This is a genomic window from Methylobacterium sp. A52T (assembly GCF_053346095.1).
Genome location: NZ_JBKFBI010000062.1, coordinates 1 through 19,928, shown reverse-complemented (window position 1 = coordinate 19,928; position 19,928 = coordinate 1). Strand labels below are relative to the sequence as shown.

Here is a 19,928-nt window from a genome sequence, read left to right as displayed (position 1 = left end):
TTAGTGCTCGCAACGCCGCGACGCCGTCCCCGCGCGCTCTCGGCCCTCCCTTCCCAGCAGACATGGCCATGCCGAACGTGCAGGATATTGACCGACTAGTGCGGGGGCCCGCGGAACACGGGGACGTGATCTCCGTGCCGGGTGCGACAACATGCGCAAGTCGGCGCGAGAATTTTCCAGAAGTTGCAGAACTTGAGGAAACTTCGCGTCTAAGGCGCCTGCTCGGCCGCCTGTCGGAGGCCGCGGACGCCGCGGAGTCCGAGGGGCAGGTCCCCGCCGGCTTCGGGAGGGCGCTGGTCGACGCCGTGCCGGACCTGCGCCGCCGCGCGCTGGCGCTGACCCGCGACGCCATCGCGGGCGATGTCCAGGGGGACGACCTCGTCCGGCTCACCCTCCTGAAGGCTTGGGAGCGCCGGGCGGCGTTCCGGCCCGGAACCGGGATGCCCGCATGGCTCGACACGTTCCTGCGCAGCCGCCCCAGGCCAACCGGCCTGTCGCGGAACGGCGTGTCTGCCGCGATGGCCCGCTGAGACACGTCGGCGCGCGGCATCCCGCGGAGCCGGTGGGAAGTACGGCGTACTGGTAAAAATCTCTCATTCACATGAACGTGTTAGGCCCCATATCGCGGTCGTGGAACGCGCCGTGCGCCATCGGGCGCCGCCGCGTTCCGCGCCCCTTTTCCGAGGTTGTGCCGGGCGGATGGCCCTCTTGTCCGGCACGGCCGCGAGGCCGGGCGCCCGCGCCGCTCCGGGCGCGCGTCCGGCCCGTTGCCCTTTCACCCCGTGCTCCGGCTCCCGACGCTCCGCCGGGCGACCGCACCGGCCGACGGTCCGCCCGCGCGCCGTGCCGCGCGGCGGGGCCGCCCGGCACGGAGGAATCCCATCCGAGATCCGAGACCATCACTGAGGAGACGATGACCCGACTTCGCGCCGCACTGCTCGCGCCCGCCCTGATCCTGACCGCCTGCGCGACCGTCTGCGCCGCGACGGGAGCCTCCGCGGCCAGCCGGTTCGACGGGTCATGGTCGGTCATCGCCACCGCGGAGAGCGGGAGCTGCACGGGGCCCTACAGCTATCCCATCGTCATCCGGGACGGGACCGTGGACGACGCCGGCGGCAACGGCGTCGACGCCTCCGGCCGGGCCGGGCCGGACGGCCGGATCACCGGCACGATCCGCAAGGGGCTGGCCAGCGTCTCGGTCACGGGCCGCCTGCGCGGGTCCGCCGGGACCGGCCGCTGGACGTTGTCCGGGCTCGGTGCCTGCGCGGGGCGCTGGACGGCCCGCCGCACCGGCTAGGGCGAGCGGGCGGTCGGCCCCTTTCCGGCCCCGTTCCGGCCCCCTTCCCGGCCGATGCGCGGCGGTCACACGGTCAGGACGGCCCAGCCGTGGGCCGGCAGGGTCACGCGGGCGCCGGGGCTGCCGGCCTCGGCAAGATCGCCGGTGCCGGCCTCGATCGCCCGGGCCTCCGGCACCGGCAGCGTCGCGTCCGCGTCGGCGAGGTTCAGGGCCGTCAGCACCCGCGCGCTCCCGTCGCCCAGCGCGAGCACGATCTGCGCGTTGGCGAGGTGCAGCGCCCGCGCCCGCGCCCGGTGGAGCCCGGCGTGGCGCCGCCGGAGGGCGATCAGGTCCCGGTGCAGCCGGTAGATCGGCCAGCCGTAGGGAGCGAGATCCGCGGGCGTCGGCGGGAAGGCCGGCCGGATGGCGTCGTCGCCGCCGACCCGCTCCTCCTTCACGCCGCGGAAGGCCTGCTCGTCGCCGGCGTAGATCGAGGGCGTCCCGCCGCAGGTCAGCAGGATCGCCAGCGCGTGCGGCAGGTGCCGCTCGTCGGTGAGCCGGCTCGCGATGCGCGTCACGTCGTGGTTGCCCACGAAGGTCAGGGGCGCGAACCTGTCGAGAAGGCCGTTGTGCCGGTCCAGGGCGTGGGCCAGCTCGAACAGGTTGCGATCGTTGAGGGCGCTCCAGATCGCCTTCCAGAGCTCGTACTGGGTCACCGAATCCATGCCGGTGTCCTGCACGATGCGGGCGTAGTCGCCGTGGATCACCTCGCCGACGATGTAGGCCTCCGGATGCGCGAGGCGGACCTGACGCAGCACGCGCGCCCAGAAGCGCGGCGGCACCGCGTAGGCCGCGTCCAGCCGCCAGCCGTCGGCGCCCCGGGCGAGCCAGTGGCCCATGACGGCGGCGACGTGGTCGGCGATTCGCGGGTCGTCGTGGTTGAGCGTGACGAGCTGCCGGTGCCCCTCGAAGCAGGCGTAGTCCGGCTCGATGCCCGGGCCGGAGCCCCGCGGCCAGGACAGCCGGAACCAGCCGGCCCGCTCGGATTTGGGCCCGTGCCGCAGGACGTCCTGGAAGGCCGGGTGCGCCCGCCCGACATGGTTGAACACGCCGTCGAGCAGGACGCGGAGGCCGCGGGCCCGGGCCGCCGCGATGAGGGCGTCGAAATCGGCCTCATCGCCCAGGCGCGGATCGATGCGGAAGTGGTCGACCGTGTCGTAGCCGTGCGTGGAGGCCGCGAAGATCGGCCCGAGCGCCAGCCCGGACGCGCCGAGCTCGACCGCGTAGTCGAGCCAGCCGTGCAGGTGGGCGAGGCGGTGCGTGACCGGCGCGGCCGGGTCGGCTGCGTCGGGGGCTCCGACGAAGCCGAGGGGAAAGACCTGCCACCAGACTGCCTGTTCGATCCAGGACGCCACGCGACCTCCTCCGTCTCCGATCGGGACCGAACCCTGCCGCGCCGCGATGGTTGCAGGCTCGCGGCGGGGGATTCCCGGGAAGCCCGGACCGAGACCTGGGGCGGGGCGCGGTCGGGGCCAGGCGCGGTCACGGACCGCGCGCGGATCGGAATGTGGGATCGGGCTGGTGGCGCGGGGCGGGAAGAGATCCCCGCGGACCGGCGCTAAGTCCCGGCCGCGCCAGCGCTATCGCTGCGGAACCGGGACGCTGTCTTGTCACCAGGAAAGCCTGGTGGAGCTGAGGGGATACGAACCCAGACAGCTCCTCGCTAATCAAATCAATGACTTAGATGGGTGCTGGATCAGCGCGGTGTACCGTTCCAGTGTACCACGGCTGGCTGTGAAACCGGGTGCAAGCGCGGCGCCGATCGCTCGGGCTTGATGCGCACGGTCTCACCCATCGAAAATCACCGCCCAGTTCTGCTTGTGCGGACGGGTCGGCCGGCTGAAGAACTTCAGGGTGTTCTCCAAAAGGGCACGCTGCGCTCGGCTACCAGAGGCGCGGCATCGGGCCTCCAGCACAGGCCAGCGGTAGACCTGCACGACCAGGTATGTCGGGTGGTCTCGCAGCTCCTGCGGCTCATCCCAGTCCGGATCGCCGTAGTAGGGCCACAGCTCGATCAGCTCGAAGCGCGCGGCTTCGAGGATATTCCCCCCGATCCATGCCAGGAACGCGTCACGGGTGACCGCATCGGCCCCATGCATTCGCAGACGTCGGTTGTGCTGTGTGAAGGCGACGAAGCTCCGGAAGCCTTCCTCCCAGAAGGCCTGCGCCCGCTCTGAGCCCGGCCAGACGTAGCCCTCCGCATCGACGGGCTCGACGGGCTCGGTCGCCGGTTCGGGTGCCCGCTGGTTCCGGCCGTACACCACCTCCTCGTGCGTGCAGCCGTTGTCGAGCCGCTTCCGGAGGTTCTTCGGATCCTGCTTGGTGCGCCGCGCCCAGTCCGTCAGCGGCCGGGTTTCTTCCCCGATCGTCAACATGATCGTGTTGCGGCGGTTATTCGCCTGGGTCCGCTTGTCAGCCCAGCGCACTTTCCCCGGCGCGTACTCGGGATCATGCGGGTTCTTGCGGTCGAGGGTCCAAGTCGGCAGCGGCCGGGCACCTACATGCAACAGGAACCCCCGGAAATCCGCGAACTCGGGATGGATCACAGCACCATGGGTGCGAGCCCGGCCCTTCATGTCGCCATAGGCAGCAGCCTCCAGCGGGAAGCGTTTCCGCAGCTCCATCTTCCCCATGCTCAGCACGAGCTTCTGGAACTCGGCCTGGAGCTGCTTGGGATTTAAGACCGATGACGCCTCGTCGGCGTTTTCGCTTAATTGGAGCGACGCCGGCGTCATCGTCAAAACGCTGTCAGAACTGGGCTTTTCGCCCGATCGGACCGGCGTCTTTGCTCCTAAATCTGGGACGCTCGGCGTCACCGATCTTAAATTTCCCGGCGCCCCAGATCCGGCCCGCTTCGGCCGCTTGGGACGCTGCTTCACCACGACATCCGGCACCACAGCCGGTCGGAACAGGACGACGTTCTCGGGTAGCTCGGCGGGCAGCTCGGGCACCTTTCTGCGCGGGCTCATGGCTGCTCCCCATCCTTACTGTCACGCTTTGCACCGGGGTGCAGAGGCGCGAGCACGAGGCTGCCCAATCGGGCCAGCACAATCTTAAATGGCGAAGGCTCTAATAGAGCTGGTCAAGCCGTTGCCGCTCCTGCTCGCTGATCGGAGCCGGGTCCTGGCCGTTGATCAGCGCCTCGCACACCATACGGCTGCGCGGGTGTCTCGGGAGCACCACACCCTCTGTGGTGCCCTGCGCAGCCTCGATCGCCTTCAGCAGAGCGCGATCATCTGCCCGGCGCCAGGGATCGCCGGCATACAGGTGTCTCGGGTTGCAGCAGCGGTGCGAACGCGCGCAGAGGTGGTAGGCTTGCAGATCCGGAGAGATCGGGCCGATCTCTGCGATGAGCGCAAGACGGTGCGTGGGGATGGTCAGCCTGACGTTCGTCTCGGGATCTCGCCACGCGATCTGGTGATGGCGATCCGGATCCGGCTCGAAGTCCGGAACGTCCACGGGGCGGAAGGGTCGATCCGGCACGTAAGGCCAGCACTCGTTCTCGCCGGCCCGAACCACCCGCGCTTCGAGCTTCCTCACGACGTGACGGGGGATCACCACGGATCCGGGGAACGGATCGTGGTGGGCGAGGCGAAACGGCAAGCTCGCCCGACGCCTCTGCCGGCCAATCATCGCGATGCACCTCCGCTGCGCTTCGCCTCCACATGCGCGGCGATGGCATCCCGGATCACAGCAGCCCGCGACGGCGGCCGGCGGAGCCCGCCCTTCGGGTAAAGCTGATCCAGAGCGTCCAGCAGCTCGGGCGTGAGGTGGACTAGGACGGGTATGAGCGGCGCGGTGGTCATGACCTTCTCCGGGAGGTTGATCGAGAGGCGGGCGCCGGCTGATTTGATGGAGCCAGCGCCCGCCGCGGTGCGAGACTTCGTGAAAGGGTCGTGTGCCCCCTCCACCGCCATCACCCCCAGGAAAGGGCATCACACCTACTGGGGAGTGGTCTCGCGGGCGTCGGCGGCAGATCTGCTGAACAGGAGGGCCAGCCTCGTCTGCCGTCTACGTCCAGGCCCGCCCCGAGCCCTGGACGATCTCGAAGCGGGGGACCACACCGACCCCTGGCGGACATCGGCCTGCCTCCCGCCTACCGCCGCCTAGGGAGCTAGCACCCGGCGGCGATCTCCGAAGCTGATCAGCGCCGGACGGGCGCGGCCTCCCACTGGTCTCCGCCCAGAGCGGAAGACGCCCGCCGGATCAGCCGGCGGTTGGACAGGTCGCCCACAGCCCGCTGGGCCACCTCGGGAGAGAGGCCCGACGCACGAGCGACGGCAGCGATGGTGCTGAGAGGGGTGCCAGCGGAGCGGAGGGTTCGAAGCACCCGGCTCTCTGCGTCGCTCTCCGCACCCGGCTCCAGCGAGGGCGCCGCGCCGCCCGGCTGCGAGGCGCGCAGAGCGTTGGAGAACCCGTTGATGACCTGCGTGGTCAGATCGGTCTTCTGGGCGGGGCCCTCGCCACCCTTCGGGGTGCAGCTCGGCTTGAAGTCTAAGGGGGACACGAACATGGTGGTTCTCCAGGTCTGAGGGGGCGGGCTGCTTCAGCGCAGGTCAGCGCGCGGTCCAGATGGCGTCAATCGGCACGTCGGGGCTCTCCCACCCGCGGACGGCCTTGAACTCCACGGGGGAGTGCTCGACGTCCTCGTAGACCGGGACGACCTTGATGCAGCCACGGCTGATCAGCCGACGTGCGGCCTTCTCGGCATCCGCCACGGGGAGGCCAGCCAGCTCTGCGAGCTGCTCAAAACTCGTGATCTCGACGGTCTCGCTCTTGCGCCGGATCACCGACACTACGGAGCTTTCGGATGCGTTGTAGGCGCCCGGCTCAAACTGCTGACGGGTCCGCGGGCTCGTGGTCGGGGCGGGGGAAGACTGCATCAGGGCTCTCCAAGGTCTCGAACTCCAGAGCGCAGCCCGCCAAGATTGCACCCTCACCGGCTCGGTCCCAGCGGGATCGAAGTCCAGGCTAAGGATGTACTCGACGGCGGCTTGCTCTGCGAGCCAGTCCTGCCCCCACTGTGTGATGGGCACGGGACGTCCTCGAAGAAAGATCTCGCCCTGGGCTAGTAGAATTGCCCAATGACAAGGTGTGCCCGGTAGATCCGGGCTCTGCCGCAGCGATTGCGCCACTGATATGGGGAATATATATCCACGATATAGATGTCAAGCCGGTCGTAGCTAAATATTTCGGGGCTGACGCTAAGTAAAACTATGCGCAATTCGTGGCTAAGTCTGCGCTCTGCACCGGGGTGCAAAGCTGATCAGCTCTGTATTTGCTCCGTTACAGTCTCGGCTGCGGGTTCAGTCTGCCAGATCCCAGAACGCAGGCCGTGCAGCGTCGGCCGGCGGATCTTGATCGCCTCGTGCGTCTCGGGGTTCTCCAGCTCGGTCACTGCCTCGCCCGTCTGGGCGGATAGCCATTCCGCGAGCAGAGTGCGGTAGCTCTCGACCCCGGCCGGGGCTGCGCTGACCAAGACGGGCTCCCACGGGTAAACGAGCGCGTGCAGCGCCCGCCACATGGCGCACGCATCGGCCAGGGCGAACGTCGCCCAGATATCGGCAGGGGCCCGCCTCGTATCTCCGATGAAGAACCGAGGCGGGGCGATGATGCGGTAGCCCCGTGGTGTGCCCTGCGGGGCCCGGCTGAGCGCGATCCGGCCCCTGCCGGTGTAGGTCCACGACGCGGTTCTCATCCTAGATCAAGCTCCTCTGTGGCAGGGGCCGGGGACGCTGCCCCGTTGCACCCCCGGTGTGGGATCGGCCGCCTACGCGCTCCAGTCGAAGGTGGAGCTACGCATCTCGCGGCCGGCGTCGCGTCCCTGTCCGTGGATGTGCTCAGCCGCTTCCCGTCCGATGTCGGCCGGGCTCTGGTGCGGATGCGGGTTGATCGTGATCGGGGCGTTGATCTCCATCTTCCCGCCCGCACCAGGGCTGCCCTTGGCACCCTTGGACTTGGCCGCCTCCGCCGTCGCCCGAGCCGCCTGTCTCGCCTGCGCCTGCGCGAACTCGTGGTACTGAGCGGCAGCCGCCAGGTTGTTGAACTGGGTGTGGATGTGCCCGCCCGTCGATCGAGCGGAGGGGTTCCGGTACTCATCGATCACCCGGAAATCCCGATCCGACAGACCGGCCCGGCGCATCTTCTCGCGCATGGCCTCTGCCGCTGCCGCCGACTGCCGCGCATCCTTCAGCGTGGTGTCGAAGGCGAGCCCCAGAGCGTGCTTCGAGCTGGTCCCCTGATGGTATCGGTCGTTGAAGGCTCCGAAGTGCCGCACACCGCCCGGCAGGTCCGCCTGGGCAGCCCGTGCCAGATCAGCGATGCCCGCCGCCGAGCCGCCCCCTGCCGTGGCCTGAGAGCCCTTCACGCGGAGGCCGTTCAAGCTGCCGCTGCCGAGCCCCGCGATCGGGCCTTCCCCGCCGCCCGGCGTCGGTGAGATGCCGGGGATGGTGCCGACCGGCGCTTGCTCGCCACGGGCGAGGGCAGCCCGCAGGCGCGGGTTGTAGTTCGCCCAGTTGCCGACGCCGCCGTTCCGCAGGAGGTGCAGCGCGACCTTGGTCTGATCCTCCAGGCTCGCGGACATGGCGTTGGGCGCGCTGATCCCGAGCTTGGGGGCGATCCGCCGCCAGTTCGAGTTCAGCATCTGGAAGTAGCCCTGGGCCGTGTAGCCCCTGGCCGTCTGCGGGCTGAGACCCATGCGGGCGCCGACGCCGTTCATGACGTTCCGGCCGCCACTCTCGTACTTCAGGATGAGCCCGAGGGTGTTCCGCTCCTGCGCCGTCATCGGCACGCTGTCCGGCACGCCGACACCGGACCCGCCAGCGTTCCCGCCGCCGCCGAACCCACCGCCGCCACTACCACCGAGGCCGCCGCCGGCCCCGCCCATCGAACCACCGACACCGCCGCCGCCGAAGCCACCGCCAGCCTCGAAGGATGCGTTCTGGAGCATGCCGTCCCGGCCCGTGCCGGATCCGGCGCCCAGGCCCGCTGCACGGCCAGAAGCGAAGTCTTGGAGACCGAGGTAGACGCCGCGCCGGACCGCCTCGCTGAACCGGCTCTCCGAGCTGGCCCGCTCCTGCGCCGTGTTCCCGCCACCGAACGCGGTCCGGTGGATGTTGCCGGCGATGCCAGTCCCGCCAGCCGGGCTGTAGGACTGCGGGACCACGATCGCATCCGCGCCGGCCGGCGGAGGCGTCACACCAAGGCGCAGGCTGCCGGCCGAACCAGGGGCCAAAGGTCCATAGACCGGGCTGCCGGGTGCGCCGGGCTCGCCCAGGCTCGGCTTCCCGTACCAGAGGTTCCCGAGGCCGGGGTCCACGTAGTCGAGCCAGCCGCGGGCCTTGTCCTTGCCACCTGTGCCGGCGCCGTACCTCTCCGCCAGCTCGGCCGCCGCGATCAGCGCGCCGAACTGCCCGAGGGACGTCCGCAGGGCCGCGCCCATGATGCCGGCGGCGGTGGTGATCGTCCCCATGCCGCCGACGATGGACAGCACAGTCCGGCCCGCCCAGATCGCGGCCACGGCAGGCATCGCGATCCCGAGGAAGTCCCCGAACGCCTTGCCCTTCTCGGTGCCACGGCCGAAGGCGGAGCCGATCGCGTCCGTCTCGGCCGGGATCAGACCGAAGGTCCGCAACAGGCGCTCGCCGCCGGAGACCACGAGGTCGAGGCCCGTGCCCAGCCGCGTGAAGCCCGCCTGGATGCCGGGCAGCGCGCCTTCCGCGAACCCCTTCACCCAATCCCAGTTCTTGTAGATGAGGTAGCCGGCGCCAGCGAACGCGATGAAGTACGGCGACCGGGCCAGGGAAAACAGGCCGGTCATCGAGCCCCGCAGAGCCCGGAAGGCGGTCGAGGATGCCCAGGCCAGCGCCGGCAGTCCGACCAGGGCAGCGCCCACCTTCACGACGCCCGCAACGGTCTCGGGCGACGCGTCCGCGATGGCGTACAGACCGTCACCGATGGCATCCATGCCGCGTGCGATCGGCTCCGTGATCGGGGCACCGATGGCCGCGGTCATGTCGGTGAAGGACTTGCCCAGGCGCTGTGCCGCGAGCAGCGGATCGTTCCGCGTCCCCTCGAAGGTGGACGTCTGCCGGGCCCGTAGGGTCTGTTGCCGGTCCTTCTCCAGGCGATCGTGCTGGAGCAGCATGATCGACATCACGCGCTCGGCCGACGAGTTCGAGAACATCTGGGCGAGGATGGCGCCCATCTTCTTGGCGTCCTTGCCGACCGCCTCGTAGATCGGCTGGAGGTGCTTCTGAACCCACTGGTCCGGGTCGGACTGGAGTAGATCCGCATCGACTACAGCGCCACGACCGGTGGTGACGTCGGTGTAGCGGCCGGGGGTCTTCGACAGGCCCTTGATCCAGCCGTGCCGGTTCAGCCCGCCGCTGGCCGCGGTCATCCCAGCGTCGGTCTTGGTCGGGTCGATCAAGCCGAACTCATTCAGCGTGTTCGCCGCAGCCCTGGTCATACGCCCGCCGATCAGGGCGTTGCGCGCCATGCCGAGACCGTTGCCCGCCGTCGAGGCACCCAGCTCCTGCATGAGCGATGGGGCGATCGTCGTGAGGAAGCCCTGGCTATAAAACGCGCCGGCCCCCTTGGCGTATTTCGCGAACTGCTGGAAGTCCGAACCAGTGATCTTGCCACCCGACGCAATCGAGGCGGAGGTCATCTTGTCCAGCCAGTCGTCAATCGTCTTCTTGTCGCCGGCATGGCCCATCATCTCCAGGGCCTTGATCGCGCCGAAGGCGGACCGGTTCGCGTCGATGTTGGGGTTGGCCTGTCTCAGGCGCGCGTTGCTCTTCTGAACGGCCTCCAGGGCATCGAGCGCATGGTGGCGGTCGCCCATAGCGAACCCGAGATCGCCCAGCACCTCCAAGTTCTCGCGCTCGGAAAACAGCCGGGTCTCTCGTGCGACGCGCTTCGCCTCGCGCTTGGCCTGCTCGATCTCGTCGTCTGCCCAGCCCTGCTGCTTCCGCATGATCAGCTCGTGGCGGTACTCGGCGGCGTTCTCGAACACCTTCCCGAGGGCATGACCGCCGATGAGGGCGCCAGAGGCCGCGCCAAACAGGGCGTGGCGGGCCGCGTGACCGGCAGCCGCCCCCATGGCGCCCCCAGCGAGCGCACCGCCTCCGTGGCCGCCTCCAGCACCGCCACCGCCACCCACGGGGGTCCGGGCGTTCTGCATCGGCAGGGGCCGGGACATGGCGGTGTGCAACCGGTTCTGCGCCGCGATCTGGGCGTTGATCGAGGTGACGGCCGCACGGGAGGCCGCCACGGTGGCGTTGATGGCGGTGACCTGCGCGTCCAGGGCCGACGTGGTGGACCGGATCGCCCGCGAGGATGACCCGATGGCGCCCGTGAACTGCCGGGCCTGTCCGACCGCAACACCCATGGCGGATCCGGTCCGGGCCATGCCACGGTCCAAGATGCCCAGAGACCGGTTCGTCGCGTTCACCTCCGTGCGGAGGGTCCGGAGCGAGCTGCCCAGGCGCATAGACGCGTCACGGACGCTGTTGAGGCCGGCATTCGACCGGCGAGCCCCGAGTGCGCCGATCGCGTTGGTGAGGCTGCCCACCTCGCGCTGTGCCTCCCGGAACGACGTCCGGAAGTTCGACTGGAGCACAGCTCCGATGGTGACAGTGACGGAGCGGTCGGTCATGCGGATGCACTCCGGCTAGAGGCAGAGATGGCGGAGGTGCTGGGACGACGGCGCTGTACGGGCGTCGAGAGCGCGCGTTCCACGGACCATCCGTGCTCCAGGCGCATTCGGAACGTGCCGAGGGATAGTCCCGCAAGACGCGCCGCATCGACCAGACAGAGGCTCTTGCCGGCTACCGGCACATGCCGGTTGGAGCGCTTGTTCCGGTTCTGCTCATCCCTCGTCGCCCACTTGCAGTTGGCCGGTTCGTAATGGCCGTTGTTGTCCTCTCGCTCGATCGAGTGATCAGGCGAAGGTCGGCGCTTCATGTCTTGGATGAAGTTCTCGAACAGTCTCCAGCGGGTACAGACCTTGATCCCACGCCCGCCGTAGCTCGGAAACTTGGGATGGTTCGGGTTGGTGCATCGACCGACGAGCTGGGCCCAGATCTGATACTCTGATGACACCCGACCACCCACACAGTGTCCGTGGGTGGGTGCTTTGCCAGCGCGGCTCATGACCGGACCTCCCGGTGACGTGCCGGGGTCCGGACGGCCTTCTCGACGGGCCAGCCTCGGGCCAGCCTTTGCAGCAAGGTGCCTTTCGCGAGGCCATGCGATGCAGCCGCATCCGCGACTGACATGCTCACGCCGTCTACGTGAATGTAGCGGCTCTTCTCTGCGAGGAAGCGGTCTCGGGTTTGTGCAGGCATGGCATTTCGCTCGATGGCGATCTGCCGGGATCATCAGGACCCGAATGCCGCAGCAACACTCACTCGGTCTACACTACTTTGTCATCGATTACAATCCGGTCATTCCGGATGAGAACGTGCCCTCTCGCACGAGTTATCGGCAACACGACTGTGCCCAGTCTTGCTTGATCAAGGCTATGTGCCACGGTCAGAGCAGCGGCAACTGAACCGGGCGGATCGGAGCAGTTGCCGTCTCTACAGAGCGACGGTGGCTGTCCGGGAGAAGCGGGTGGAAGACACCATGACCTCCGGGCACCCCGTGCTCTTCCACGATGAGACCCAGCCGGTGCTCAAGCCACGCTGAAGCAAGACTTCTATGGCAGTACGCGGTCCCGCTGGTCGGGGGCTTGCAGAAGCAGCACAGCACGGGGATCCGGCCACCGGCCAAGCGGTCGATCTGGTCAGAGATCTCGCCAGCGTCGAGGCACGCGAGCTGCTGGCTGTAGGCCGCTCTGAAGTGCTCGAAATCGGGGACCGAATACATCCACTGGCCTGGGGCCAGAGCCGGGATCCTAGGCGGGCTTCCCTTGATCCAGCGCGGTGAACCGCGTGAAATCCCGATGCGGATCATGTCTGCTGGTAGCGGCTTCGACCAGAAGCTTGTGTAGATCATCGCGGCTGCTCATCTGGAGTGAGCGCGATTTTAGTCTATACTGACGCTTAAACACAGTCCGCAGAGCACAGAAGCTGCTGCACCCCGGTGCAAAATCGACCCAGGAGACGAACGATGTTCCCAGAGATGCTTCAGGCAGCGGACGAGATCGATGCTCAGCTAGAGGTCAACGAGGAGGAGGCTGAGCTGTTGCGTGAGACGGCCGCGGGTTATGAAGGGCTCGCGGGTGGCTACGGGATCGCAGTGGCACTACGCGGAATCGCGCGCGAAGTCGGGCTGCACGCCCAGGCGATGCGGGATCAGCTCCAGGCTCTCCGCGCGGCCTGTGATCAGGTTGGGAATGGTGGTGGCGGCGCTGCTCACCACTAGATGCAGTGCCGACAGACGGTCAAGGGACGACTGCTATGAGCGAGAAGCTGACCGAAGCGCAGTATGCCGAAATGGCGGAGCTGCTTTTCGCCGACATGCGTGCACTCGTGCCGTTAGCCTTCTCGCATAACCGGCCAGTGAGTGAAGCTAATATCCGCCTGATGGCCGTGCTGATGCGCCGATGGCTGGTTGATGGTGATCTGCAAAAGTTGTTGGCACCGCTTCGTCAACCGGCATCATTCTACGTAAAATCGAACAGCATCGCGGTGGAGTATGGTAACCGTAGCAACGCATTTTCCTATTTCTTAACTGCTGGCGTCAAAGTATCTGGTCAACCCATACATTATGTCTATGACAGCCCATTGGGAGAAAATGAAGTAGATCGCAGTTTTTTCAACGATGAATACACTAAACTGCCACTCAAGGGGTTCCTTGCTCAGCCGCGACTCTTTTATCAAAAAACTTGGTTTAACACGGGGCAAATTCTGAGATTTGTCGCAAACAAGCTGGGCGGGAACCATCTTGATTTTGATCGTTCTGGCGCGTGGGAACGCTTGGACGCCGCCAACCGATACATGCGCTACGGCGGCCCCGAACTTGCCGAGCCGCCAGAGGGCAGCATGATCTATCTCAGGCTTGAGCCGACAAGCGACGAAATTATCGGCGGCGTCCACCTTGAGGTACTCGCGGCAGCGGCTTCGTTCGTGCAGATGGAGATCGGCGGTGAGCAGCTGTGCACGCTCAAGAGTGAGGCAAGTCTGATCAGTAAACTTCGGGGGCTGTTGCGCCGACCGCTGAAATTTTCAATGGTCGATCGTCCACCAACTTAGAGTCCTGAAGCAGTGAAGTTGGCCGGCGCAGTTGATTTCGCTGAAGATCGTGGCCGGAGAGTACTCGGCAGTGCGCCGCCCCTGAGCGACCAAGTCTCGTCTCGGCCGAACTGCGGTCTAAGGACCGGCGCTCGGATCAGGGCTTGCCCTTGGTGGGAAACGCGACCGCGTTGAACCGCTCCCATTCCTCGGCGGTCATGCCGTGAGGGATGGAACCGGGGATCACCACTCCGTCGCCTGACGCCTGAACCGATCTGGTATGCTTCCGTTGGGGTTTAGCGGAGAACTCCAAGATGCCGCCAATCACGAGCGCCACTGCGCCGATCCAGAAAAGACTAGGGCGATACGGGTTGGCGCCGACCATGGCCGCCAGCTCAATCACCTGACCACACGCGCCAGAGACCGAATACAGACACTGCAAGGGAGGTTCAGCCTGGGCCCCGAGGACGGCAGCGACCTCTGCATAGAACTTATGCCACCAAGCGACGGAGCCGCCGACCAGCAGGACCCCGACCACCGCCAATGCAGTCCCGAGACGAAAGAGGTTCATCGCCGTCGCCCAATCCCGATCAGCTCGACAGTCTGAGCATGCAGGGCAGGTTCACGCAACCGGTTAACCGGATCGGGGTCGAGTTGACCGACGCATCCACGACATATCGGCAGGGACACGAGGTGCCTGCCGCACAGTCTCCTGATCCGGTAGCACGAACTCGGGCACGTCCCTGCCCTTGATGACCTGCCGCAGCGTCTTCGCGAACATCCGCGTGTCACCGAAGTAGTTCGGGAACGCCGCCACTAGATTATTCACGCTGTCGGTCGTGACCAGCACCGCATCGAACTGGTCTCCGTCCCTTTCCATAGCGTGATACGCCCGCGAGCCGGCGGCGGAGCTACTGTATCCCGCAAGGCTGACTTCATGGGTCTTCATGTCAAAGCGGATCAGGTACACCTCACTGCCTGGAGCCCGGACGTACCGCTTCGTGTAATCAACGGCCTGACTGATGCCGTCGAGGAACGAGGCCGCGTTCAGGCGTTTGTTCAGATCCCGTAGCTCCCAGACCCGATCGGCGTGCTCCGGTGCGCCAGGGACCTCCGGACGCCCTTCGATGCGTGCGGTCTCGGACGCCATCAGCAGGAACAAGCGCAGCCAGTCCGGGTCGCCCTGCCCGCTCTTCAGAGCCTCACCCCGAAAGAGCCCAACGGCTTCGACAGCGGTGGCCCAACCGTGCTGCCGCCGGGTCCGGATCTGAAGCTCGATGCGGCAGCCTTCGCAGACCTCCTCGAACCTGTTGGCTGGCTTGTACTCCAGCATTAGGTGCAGGCTGCGGTAGCCGCTCGGCCGTGGAACAGCGATGTAGTCATCCTCGTGGTAGATCCGGTGCGGCAGGCCATTGCGGCAGGCCTCCGCCAACCTCTCGACGTCCCGCAGCGTCGGTAGGATCACGCGCACGCCCGCCAGATCCTGGATCACGTCCAGGTATCGCTTCTCCAGCTTCTTCCGGATCGAGGGCAGTCGCTTCAACCGTGCAGCGGTGAGCCTGCCGCGGAGCTGCATCCTGTGCAGTTGCCCGATCGCCTGCGCGCGAACCCGCACCATCGGGTAGTTGTGCGCGTCGCGCCAAGCGTTGGCGACGTGGAAGATGCGTCGGATCTCGGGTGCGGCCTCATCGGACCAGATCAGCTTGCGCTTAGCCAGTTGCTTGCCAGCCCATCGAACCTCGGTCCGGTCAAGTTTCTCGGTAGGAAGATCAGCCACTCAGGGATCCGGGCTTACGGGACGGTGAATTGCACGCGCCATGATAGCATGGCGGCCTAACCACTACCCACGGGTGCGCGCTGTTCATCCACCGCTCCGCCCCGCGGCGGCCGATCCGAGCTTCGCGCCGGGGTGCAGTGCAGCTAACGCCGCTTCACCACCTATTTCTGCGGTCAGGAAGTTTGGTCTGACCTGTATCGATGTCGTCGCCCCTGGTCGATGAAGGCTTCTGAACCGGCGCACTCCACCCGGATCGGGGCTTGAACGGATCAGCAGGGGGCACATCAACGTCGGGTTCAGGCAAGCGTCGGCCGGCTCTGCCTATAGATCCAAAGATCCACATTCCGGTGCGGATGAAGCTGTAGAGAACCACGATGAGGCAGGCGAAGGCAACCGCAGCTACGATGAATATCATGGTCTGGGCCTAGGCTCGGGGTCCGGACGAACGTCTCTTCGAAGATCGTAATGGTAGTTGCTACGTCTTGGCGGCGGTCCAAGGGCGGTCCGCCCTCGGACCATCGCCGGACCAACGGACCACGACGTCTGCTCGCTCGGGCAGCCCCTCCCGCGCAACGTAATCGACAAGGCCTTCCATCGCGTCAGCGGGCTCCCGCTTCTGGCTCTCGACATAGATGAGCAGGTCGGGTTCACGCCCGAGCTGGCGAAGGGCTTCGAGCAGGAACACGCTCTCGATCACGACAGGCCTATTCAGCTCAAAGCGGGCATTGAGAAGCCGATTGATCGCTTCCACGCGCCAAGACCGGGGCGGCTTCCGTCTCACCCGGTAGTCATCCAGGAATATGCAGGGCGTGCCTAGCTGCCAAGCGAGCCACGCGCCCAACGACGACTTGCCGGCCCCGTCGAGGCCGTCGATCCCGATGAGGCATCGTTTCCGGTCGGGAAATCCGGTCGCGAGCCAGCAACGCTCCAACGCGACCACGTAGTCCGATGGCGCCACCTTCAGCGGGAAGCTGGGCGGCATCTCGATCTCTTCGTCCTCGACGTCCCACCAGTCAGAGGTCACCAGCTTGCTCGCCGCTTCATGATCAGGGTCACTGGCTCGTCGCACTGCGGTGCAAGGCCGGGACTGCTTTGCTTAGAGGGCTGCCTCCGACCCGTCCGGAAGCTTTTTGATGAGTGCCAAGCGTCATACCTCTCAACTATATGACCGACGGTCCGAAGCCGAGGTCGTAGGCGACCTGACGGATATACAGCTGGTTTATACACGAAACTTCCATTCGGCCGTCGGCGACTGGATGACCGAACAGTCCGATATTCTTGATGATCCTGCTGCTCTCGCGCTCGGCTGCGCCAGGTAGTCTCCGCGTGGAAAGCCCGTAGACTGTTTCGAGGAAGGGAGAGCCCGTTCGCAGAAGGCTGAAGAACGATGGGAAGAGCAGGCCATCAAAGCCGGCATCACGCGCCGCTGCCGCTATTGCACGGGTAATTGGGTAGGCGTGACGACCAGCTAGGAAAGTCATATGCACAGCCAAATCCAGGCTCTCGAACTCCGTAACATCTTCCTCAAAGTGCACAGCTGTTAGGTCAAGTAGACGCAGGTCGCGCGTAGGCTTTAAGGTTGCAACGTGTACGCGATCCTCGGCGGTAACACGACATTCGTGGACGCAGATTTCAAGGTCGGGTGAGGCATAGAGGATAGCCAGATCCTCAAGGTCAAGCCGTCCTCCTTCGCCACGGAACTCAAGCGGTGCGCTGTCATATTCCCCTGGCTCGTCCGGCTGCGCGACGTCTTTACGTAGGCGATAAACTATCTGGTCTAGGCCGAACGTACGCTCAGGATACTCCCGCAGGATACGGTCAATTACCAAGGATCGTGTGGCTGGATCCTGTAATTGCTCCAATGGTTCAATCTGGCCGAGCATCCAGAGCCGGGGGCCGTAGTAGAAGAAACCTACCCCAACCTTCGCGCTAATCAGCTCCGCATCGTGGGAATGTCGATGCCCGGGATCGATGTCAGAGGCTTGGCTGCCGTTGAACACAACTGCCGGCGCGCCTCCAAACTCGCTCTTCACGAAGCTGCCGACCGAGAAGAAGCGATGCGCGAGGTCTAAGACCCGCTCTGAGGTAAGCTTGGCACCAGTCTGAGAGCGACAGTGTGGGCAGGGTTCGGGAGTGTCGATCCCGAGCCTGCGTGCGTCGAGAATCAGGCCTTGGTTCTGAAAGCAGTCCGAGCACAATATGACTTCTTCTTCAGCCATATCATCGTCAGAAGCCATGATGGTTTTCCTTCAACAGGCTGGTGCAACGGCCGAATCGGGGTCTAATGCCGTCCATTGTGGAGTTGCTATGAGGATGGTTCATGAACTTTGCACCTGGGTGCAACGCTCACAAGATCACTCCACGGTCTCGGCGTCGATCGTCTCGTCGGCCAGGACAGCCCTGCGCTCTGCCAGGATCTGAGACAGGCGGGTCGCCATGACGGCCAGATCCTTCTGCGCGGCGAAGCGGGCCAGCAACTCGGCGGAGTGGTCCGGAAGTATGCCGATCCGCTCGATGACCTTGGGCGACAGGCCGAGCAGCGCCGAACGCTGGTCCTGAAGGCTGGCGATCAGCCCCAGCACCTTCACGCGGTCGCGGACGCTAGGATCCTTCCGGTTGTCGAGGCTGCCGTAGGTGCTCCAGGCCTCCTGCTCTAGGAGGTCCAGGCGGGACAGGGCCTCGCCACGGAAGCGCGCGATCGTCCGTCCGCCCCCGGTGATCTCCCATCGGGCATGCACCCGGTCCTGGAGCTTCTGGACGTGCCGCGTACCGAGCTCGAGCATGGCGCCGATGATCTCGGGCCGGATCACGCCTTTCAGCATTAGCATCTCGACGCGCGAGGTCTGCTGCTCTTCGTGCAACGCCTTGTCGTCCTGCGCCGCAACGGTGGTCTCGGGCGGTCGATGCACACGCTGCATGGTCGCGGACACGGATTTGCCAGCTAGCATCCGGCGGCTAGGCTTCGGCACTGAGCCGGATTTTTTGGGAGCGGGCTGCATCAGCGTGTCTCGTGAGTGAAAGGACAAGGGCTTAGGGGTCAAAGGGCGTCCGGATAGCGATCGGGGCTTTTAGAGATACTTCTACTGGGAGATCGGCATGCCGTCCGCTCAGACACGGCCCTCCCGATCGATGGTGCGGAATGCCTGACAGCACGCGAAGATACTCTGCCAAACAGCGACCATCTCTGGATGACAGGCCTGCGCCTGAGCGGGCGTTGGATGAGACCGTACCATCTCTTCAAAGGTGTTCGCCAATGCGGTCTTGTTTTCCAACTCACCTTGATACGCACCCCGGTCGCGAATGTACGCTGTCCACCGTACCGGAGTGAGATCACCAGTTTCCCGCGTCAGCACTTTGCGCCCAAAGTACATTTCAATACCACATGCCAGACCGTTCACGTCGATGGCGTGCTGTCCCTGTGGGCCATCGGTTAGGTATGCCCGCGCGATCTCCACATCCGGTAGCCTCAGAACGCTGATGTTTTTCGGTAGGCCAAGGCCTCGGGCCGCGTTGTAGTGCCGGAGCCCTTCGGTGTCGTTGTCGAAGATGGCAATGATACGGGTTGAGATCCGCGCCCCAGCAAAAGCCTTGAGAAATTTCACGAGGTAGCTGGCGCCTCCATCCACGCTAAGCTCATTGTGCTCGAAGAACGAGAAATACTCTTGCAATTCGGGGTACAGCGCCGCCAAGGACAAGCGCAACGCTCGGATATCTGAACTACCTTCGGCCATTATCACAGCCGTATCAAGCACGGGCCTTGCGAGCGCGGAGGGTTCCCGACGTTGCTGACAGATAAGCTCGTCTGGCCCAATCCATCCCCCATGCACGAGATCGGAAATATCGAGAGTTACTGTCACCACCTGCGGACACGCCTCTAGGAGAGCGCGCAGCATCAGCCGGTCATCGTCAGCCTCGAAGAATAGCCACGAGCCATCGAGGGCAGACATATGCCGCGCGATGAAGTCGAGGCCGCTTTCGTCTCGGTCAATGTCAAAACGCGTGCTGAGAGACTGGAACACGCGCGCCTGCCACTCCTCGTAGGAGAAGGTATTGAGGGCTTGCTGGCTCGGCTCGGCCCAATCTGAACCATCAGCCGTGTACTCCGCGTAACTAGCTCGTTCACTGGCCAGCCATCGCGAAAATGCTTGCTCCGCACCTGCGGCTGTGAATCCCATTACGTCAAGCCGCGTCAAAACAGTCGGCCTATCTGCGCAGTACATATATGTTAGATATTCTTCGCCATCCTCTGATTGATCATTCGCCCGAACAATTCGATCCGCCTCCTGGAACATCGATATCAGCACATCCGGAACGCCTGATTTGAAAGATATAACATCAACGTCATCGAATTTTAGCGCACAGTAACTTCCCATGGCTTGGCCCCGCTAGGCTGAGCTGCAACGTGAGTATGTAGGTTCTTGTAGTTCGAGCCTGCCTTACGGTGGTGGCCGGGCTCAGGCGGGCATACGGGCCAAGAGGTTGATCACGGTCTGTGACGCCCAGATCGGTATCCATCCGGTGAAGGACGCGGGAGCTACGGTTTCGGCGGGAGCAGATCACTTTCCGCCGTATGGGCCGCGATCCGCTCTTTCAGCTCGTCGATCCCATCGTTGGTAAACGCTGGGTACGCCTC

General features: G+C 65.4%; 19 protein-coding genes. 4 read left to right on the top strand and 15 right to left on the bottom strand.

What is annotated here, in order from left to right:
• The first annotated feature begins 68 nt into the window (after window positions 1-68).
• Window positions 69-530 (top strand): RNA polymerase subunit sigma-70, encoded by a 462-nt coding sequence (locus ACLBYE_RS16245; protein WP_447694957.1) that lies wholly within the window; start codon window positions 69-71, stop codon window positions 528-530.
• 383 nt (window positions 531-913) lie between these two features.
• Window positions 914-1,297, top strand: a complete 384-nt coding sequence (locus ACLBYE_RS16240; RefSeq protein WP_447694956.1) for a hypothetical protein — start codon at window positions 914-916, stop codon at window positions 1,295-1,297.
• Between the two features lie 65 nt (window positions 1,298-1,362).
• On the opposite strand, the gene ACLBYE_RS16235 is transcribed toward ACLBYE_RS16240, so the two are convergent.
• The 9 genes from ACLBYE_RS16235 to ACLBYE_RS16195 form a co-directional block, all read right to left on the bottom strand.
• Entirely contained in the window at window positions 1,363-2,691 is a 1,329-nt protein-coding gene (locus ACLBYE_RS16235) for an alpha-amylase family glycosyl hydrolase (protein WP_447694955.1), read from the bottom strand.
• A 432-nt stretch (window positions 2,692-3,123) separates the two neighbouring features.
• Entirely contained in the window at window positions 3,124-4,305 is a 1,182-nt protein-coding gene (locus ACLBYE_RS16230) for a hypothetical protein (protein ID WP_447694954.1), read from the bottom strand.
• Between the two features lie 100 nt (window positions 4,306-4,405).
• Window positions 4,406-4,969: a hypothetical protein gene (locus tag ACLBYE_RS16225; protein ID WP_447694953.1), complete on the bottom strand. Its 564-nt coding sequence runs from the start codon at window positions 4,967-4,969 to the stop codon at window positions 4,406-4,408.
• The gene (locus ACLBYE_RS16220; RefSeq protein WP_447694952.1) at window positions 4,966-5,142 is read right to left on the bottom strand and encodes a hypothetical protein; all 177 of its coding nucleotides are present in this window, start codon (window positions 5,140-5,142) and stop codon (window positions 4,966-4,968) included. The genes ACLBYE_RS16225 and ACLBYE_RS16220 overlap by 4 nt, the downstream gene beginning before the upstream one ends.
• Before the next feature lie 338 nt (window positions 5,143-5,480).
• Window positions 5,481-5,849: a MarR family transcriptional regulator gene (locus ACLBYE_RS16215; protein ID WP_447694951.1), complete on the bottom strand. Its 369-nt coding sequence runs from the start codon at window positions 5,847-5,849 to the stop codon at window positions 5,481-5,483.
• A 43-nt stretch (window positions 5,850-5,892) separates the two neighbouring features.
• Window positions 5,893-6,219, bottom strand: coding sequence for a hypothetical protein (locus ACLBYE_RS16210; RefSeq protein WP_447694950.1), 327 nt, complete (start codon window positions 6,217-6,219; stop codon window positions 5,893-5,895).
• Window positions 6,220-6,602: 383 nt separating this feature from the next.
• A complete protein-coding gene (locus ACLBYE_RS16205; protein ID WP_447694949.1) occupies window positions 6,603-7,034 on the bottom strand; it encodes a hypothetical protein in 432 nt (143 codons plus the stop codon).
• Window positions 7,035-7,106: 72 nt separating this feature from the next.
• Entirely contained in the window at window positions 7,107-10,997 is a 3,891-nt protein-coding gene (locus ACLBYE_RS16200) for a hypothetical protein (RefSeq protein ID WP_447694948.1), read from the bottom strand.
• Between the two features lie 878 nt (window positions 10,998-11,875).
• Entirely contained in the window at window positions 11,876-12,340 is a 465-nt protein-coding gene (locus ACLBYE_RS16195; RefSeq protein WP_447694947.1) for a hypothetical protein, read from the bottom strand.
• Between the two features lie 114 nt (window positions 12,341-12,454).
• On the opposite strand from ACLBYE_RS16195, the gene ACLBYE_RS16190 reads away from it, so the two are divergent.
• Window positions 12,455-12,709 carry a hypothetical protein gene (locus ACLBYE_RS16190; protein WP_447694946.1) on the top strand — a complete coding sequence of 85 codons (255 nt, stop codon included), beginning with the start codon at window positions 12,455-12,457 and terminating at the stop codon, window positions 12,707-12,709.
• 35 nt (window positions 12,710-12,744) lie between these two features.
• Complete coding sequence (locus ACLBYE_RS16185) at window positions 12,745-13,539, top strand: hypothetical protein (protein ID WP_447694945.1); 795 nt, start codon at window positions 12,745-12,747, stop codon at window positions 13,537-13,539.
• A 136-nt stretch (window positions 13,540-13,675) separates the two neighbouring features.
• On the opposite strand, the gene ACLBYE_RS16180 is transcribed toward ACLBYE_RS16185, so the two are convergent.
• The 6 genes from ACLBYE_RS16180 to ACLBYE_RS16155 all read right to left on the bottom strand — a co-directional run bounded on the left by ACLBYE_RS16180 (window position 13,676) and on the right by ACLBYE_RS16155 (window position 19,668).
• Window positions 13,676-14,089 carry a hypothetical protein gene (locus ACLBYE_RS16180; protein WP_447694944.1) on the bottom strand — a complete coding sequence of 138 codons (414 nt, stop codon included), beginning with the start codon at window positions 14,087-14,089 and terminating at the stop codon, window positions 13,676-13,678.
• 63 nt (window positions 14,090-14,152) lie between these two features.
• Entirely contained in the window at window positions 14,153-15,295 is a 1,143-nt protein-coding gene (locus tag ACLBYE_RS16175) for a RelA/SpoT domain-containing protein (protein ID WP_447694943.1), read from the bottom strand.
• Between the two features lie 475 nt (window positions 15,296-15,770).
• Window positions 15,771-16,319: a hypothetical protein gene (locus ACLBYE_RS16170; RefSeq protein WP_447694942.1), complete on the bottom strand. Its 549-nt coding sequence runs from the start codon at window positions 16,317-16,319 to the stop codon at window positions 15,771-15,773.
• Between the two features lie 136 nt (window positions 16,320-16,455).
• Window positions 16,456-17,532: an RES family NAD+ phosphorylase gene (locus tag ACLBYE_RS16165; RefSeq protein ID WP_447694941.1), complete on the bottom strand. Its 1,077-nt coding sequence runs from the start codon at window positions 17,530-17,532 to the stop codon at window positions 16,456-16,458.
• A gap of 117 nt (window positions 17,533-17,649) precedes the next feature.
• Window positions 17,650-18,294 carry a hypothetical protein gene (locus tag ACLBYE_RS16160; RefSeq protein ID WP_447694940.1) on the bottom strand — a complete coding sequence of 215 codons (645 nt, stop codon included), beginning with the start codon at window positions 18,292-18,294 and terminating at the stop codon, window positions 17,650-17,652.
• A gap of 108 nt (window positions 18,295-18,402) precedes the next feature.
• Window positions 18,403-19,668 carry a HEPN/Toprim-associated domain-containing protein gene (locus tag ACLBYE_RS16155; protein ID WP_447694939.1) on the bottom strand — a complete coding sequence of 422 codons (1,266 nt, stop codon included), beginning with the start codon at window positions 19,666-19,668 and terminating at the stop codon, window positions 18,403-18,405.
• Window positions 19,669-19,928 lie beyond the last annotated feature (260 nt).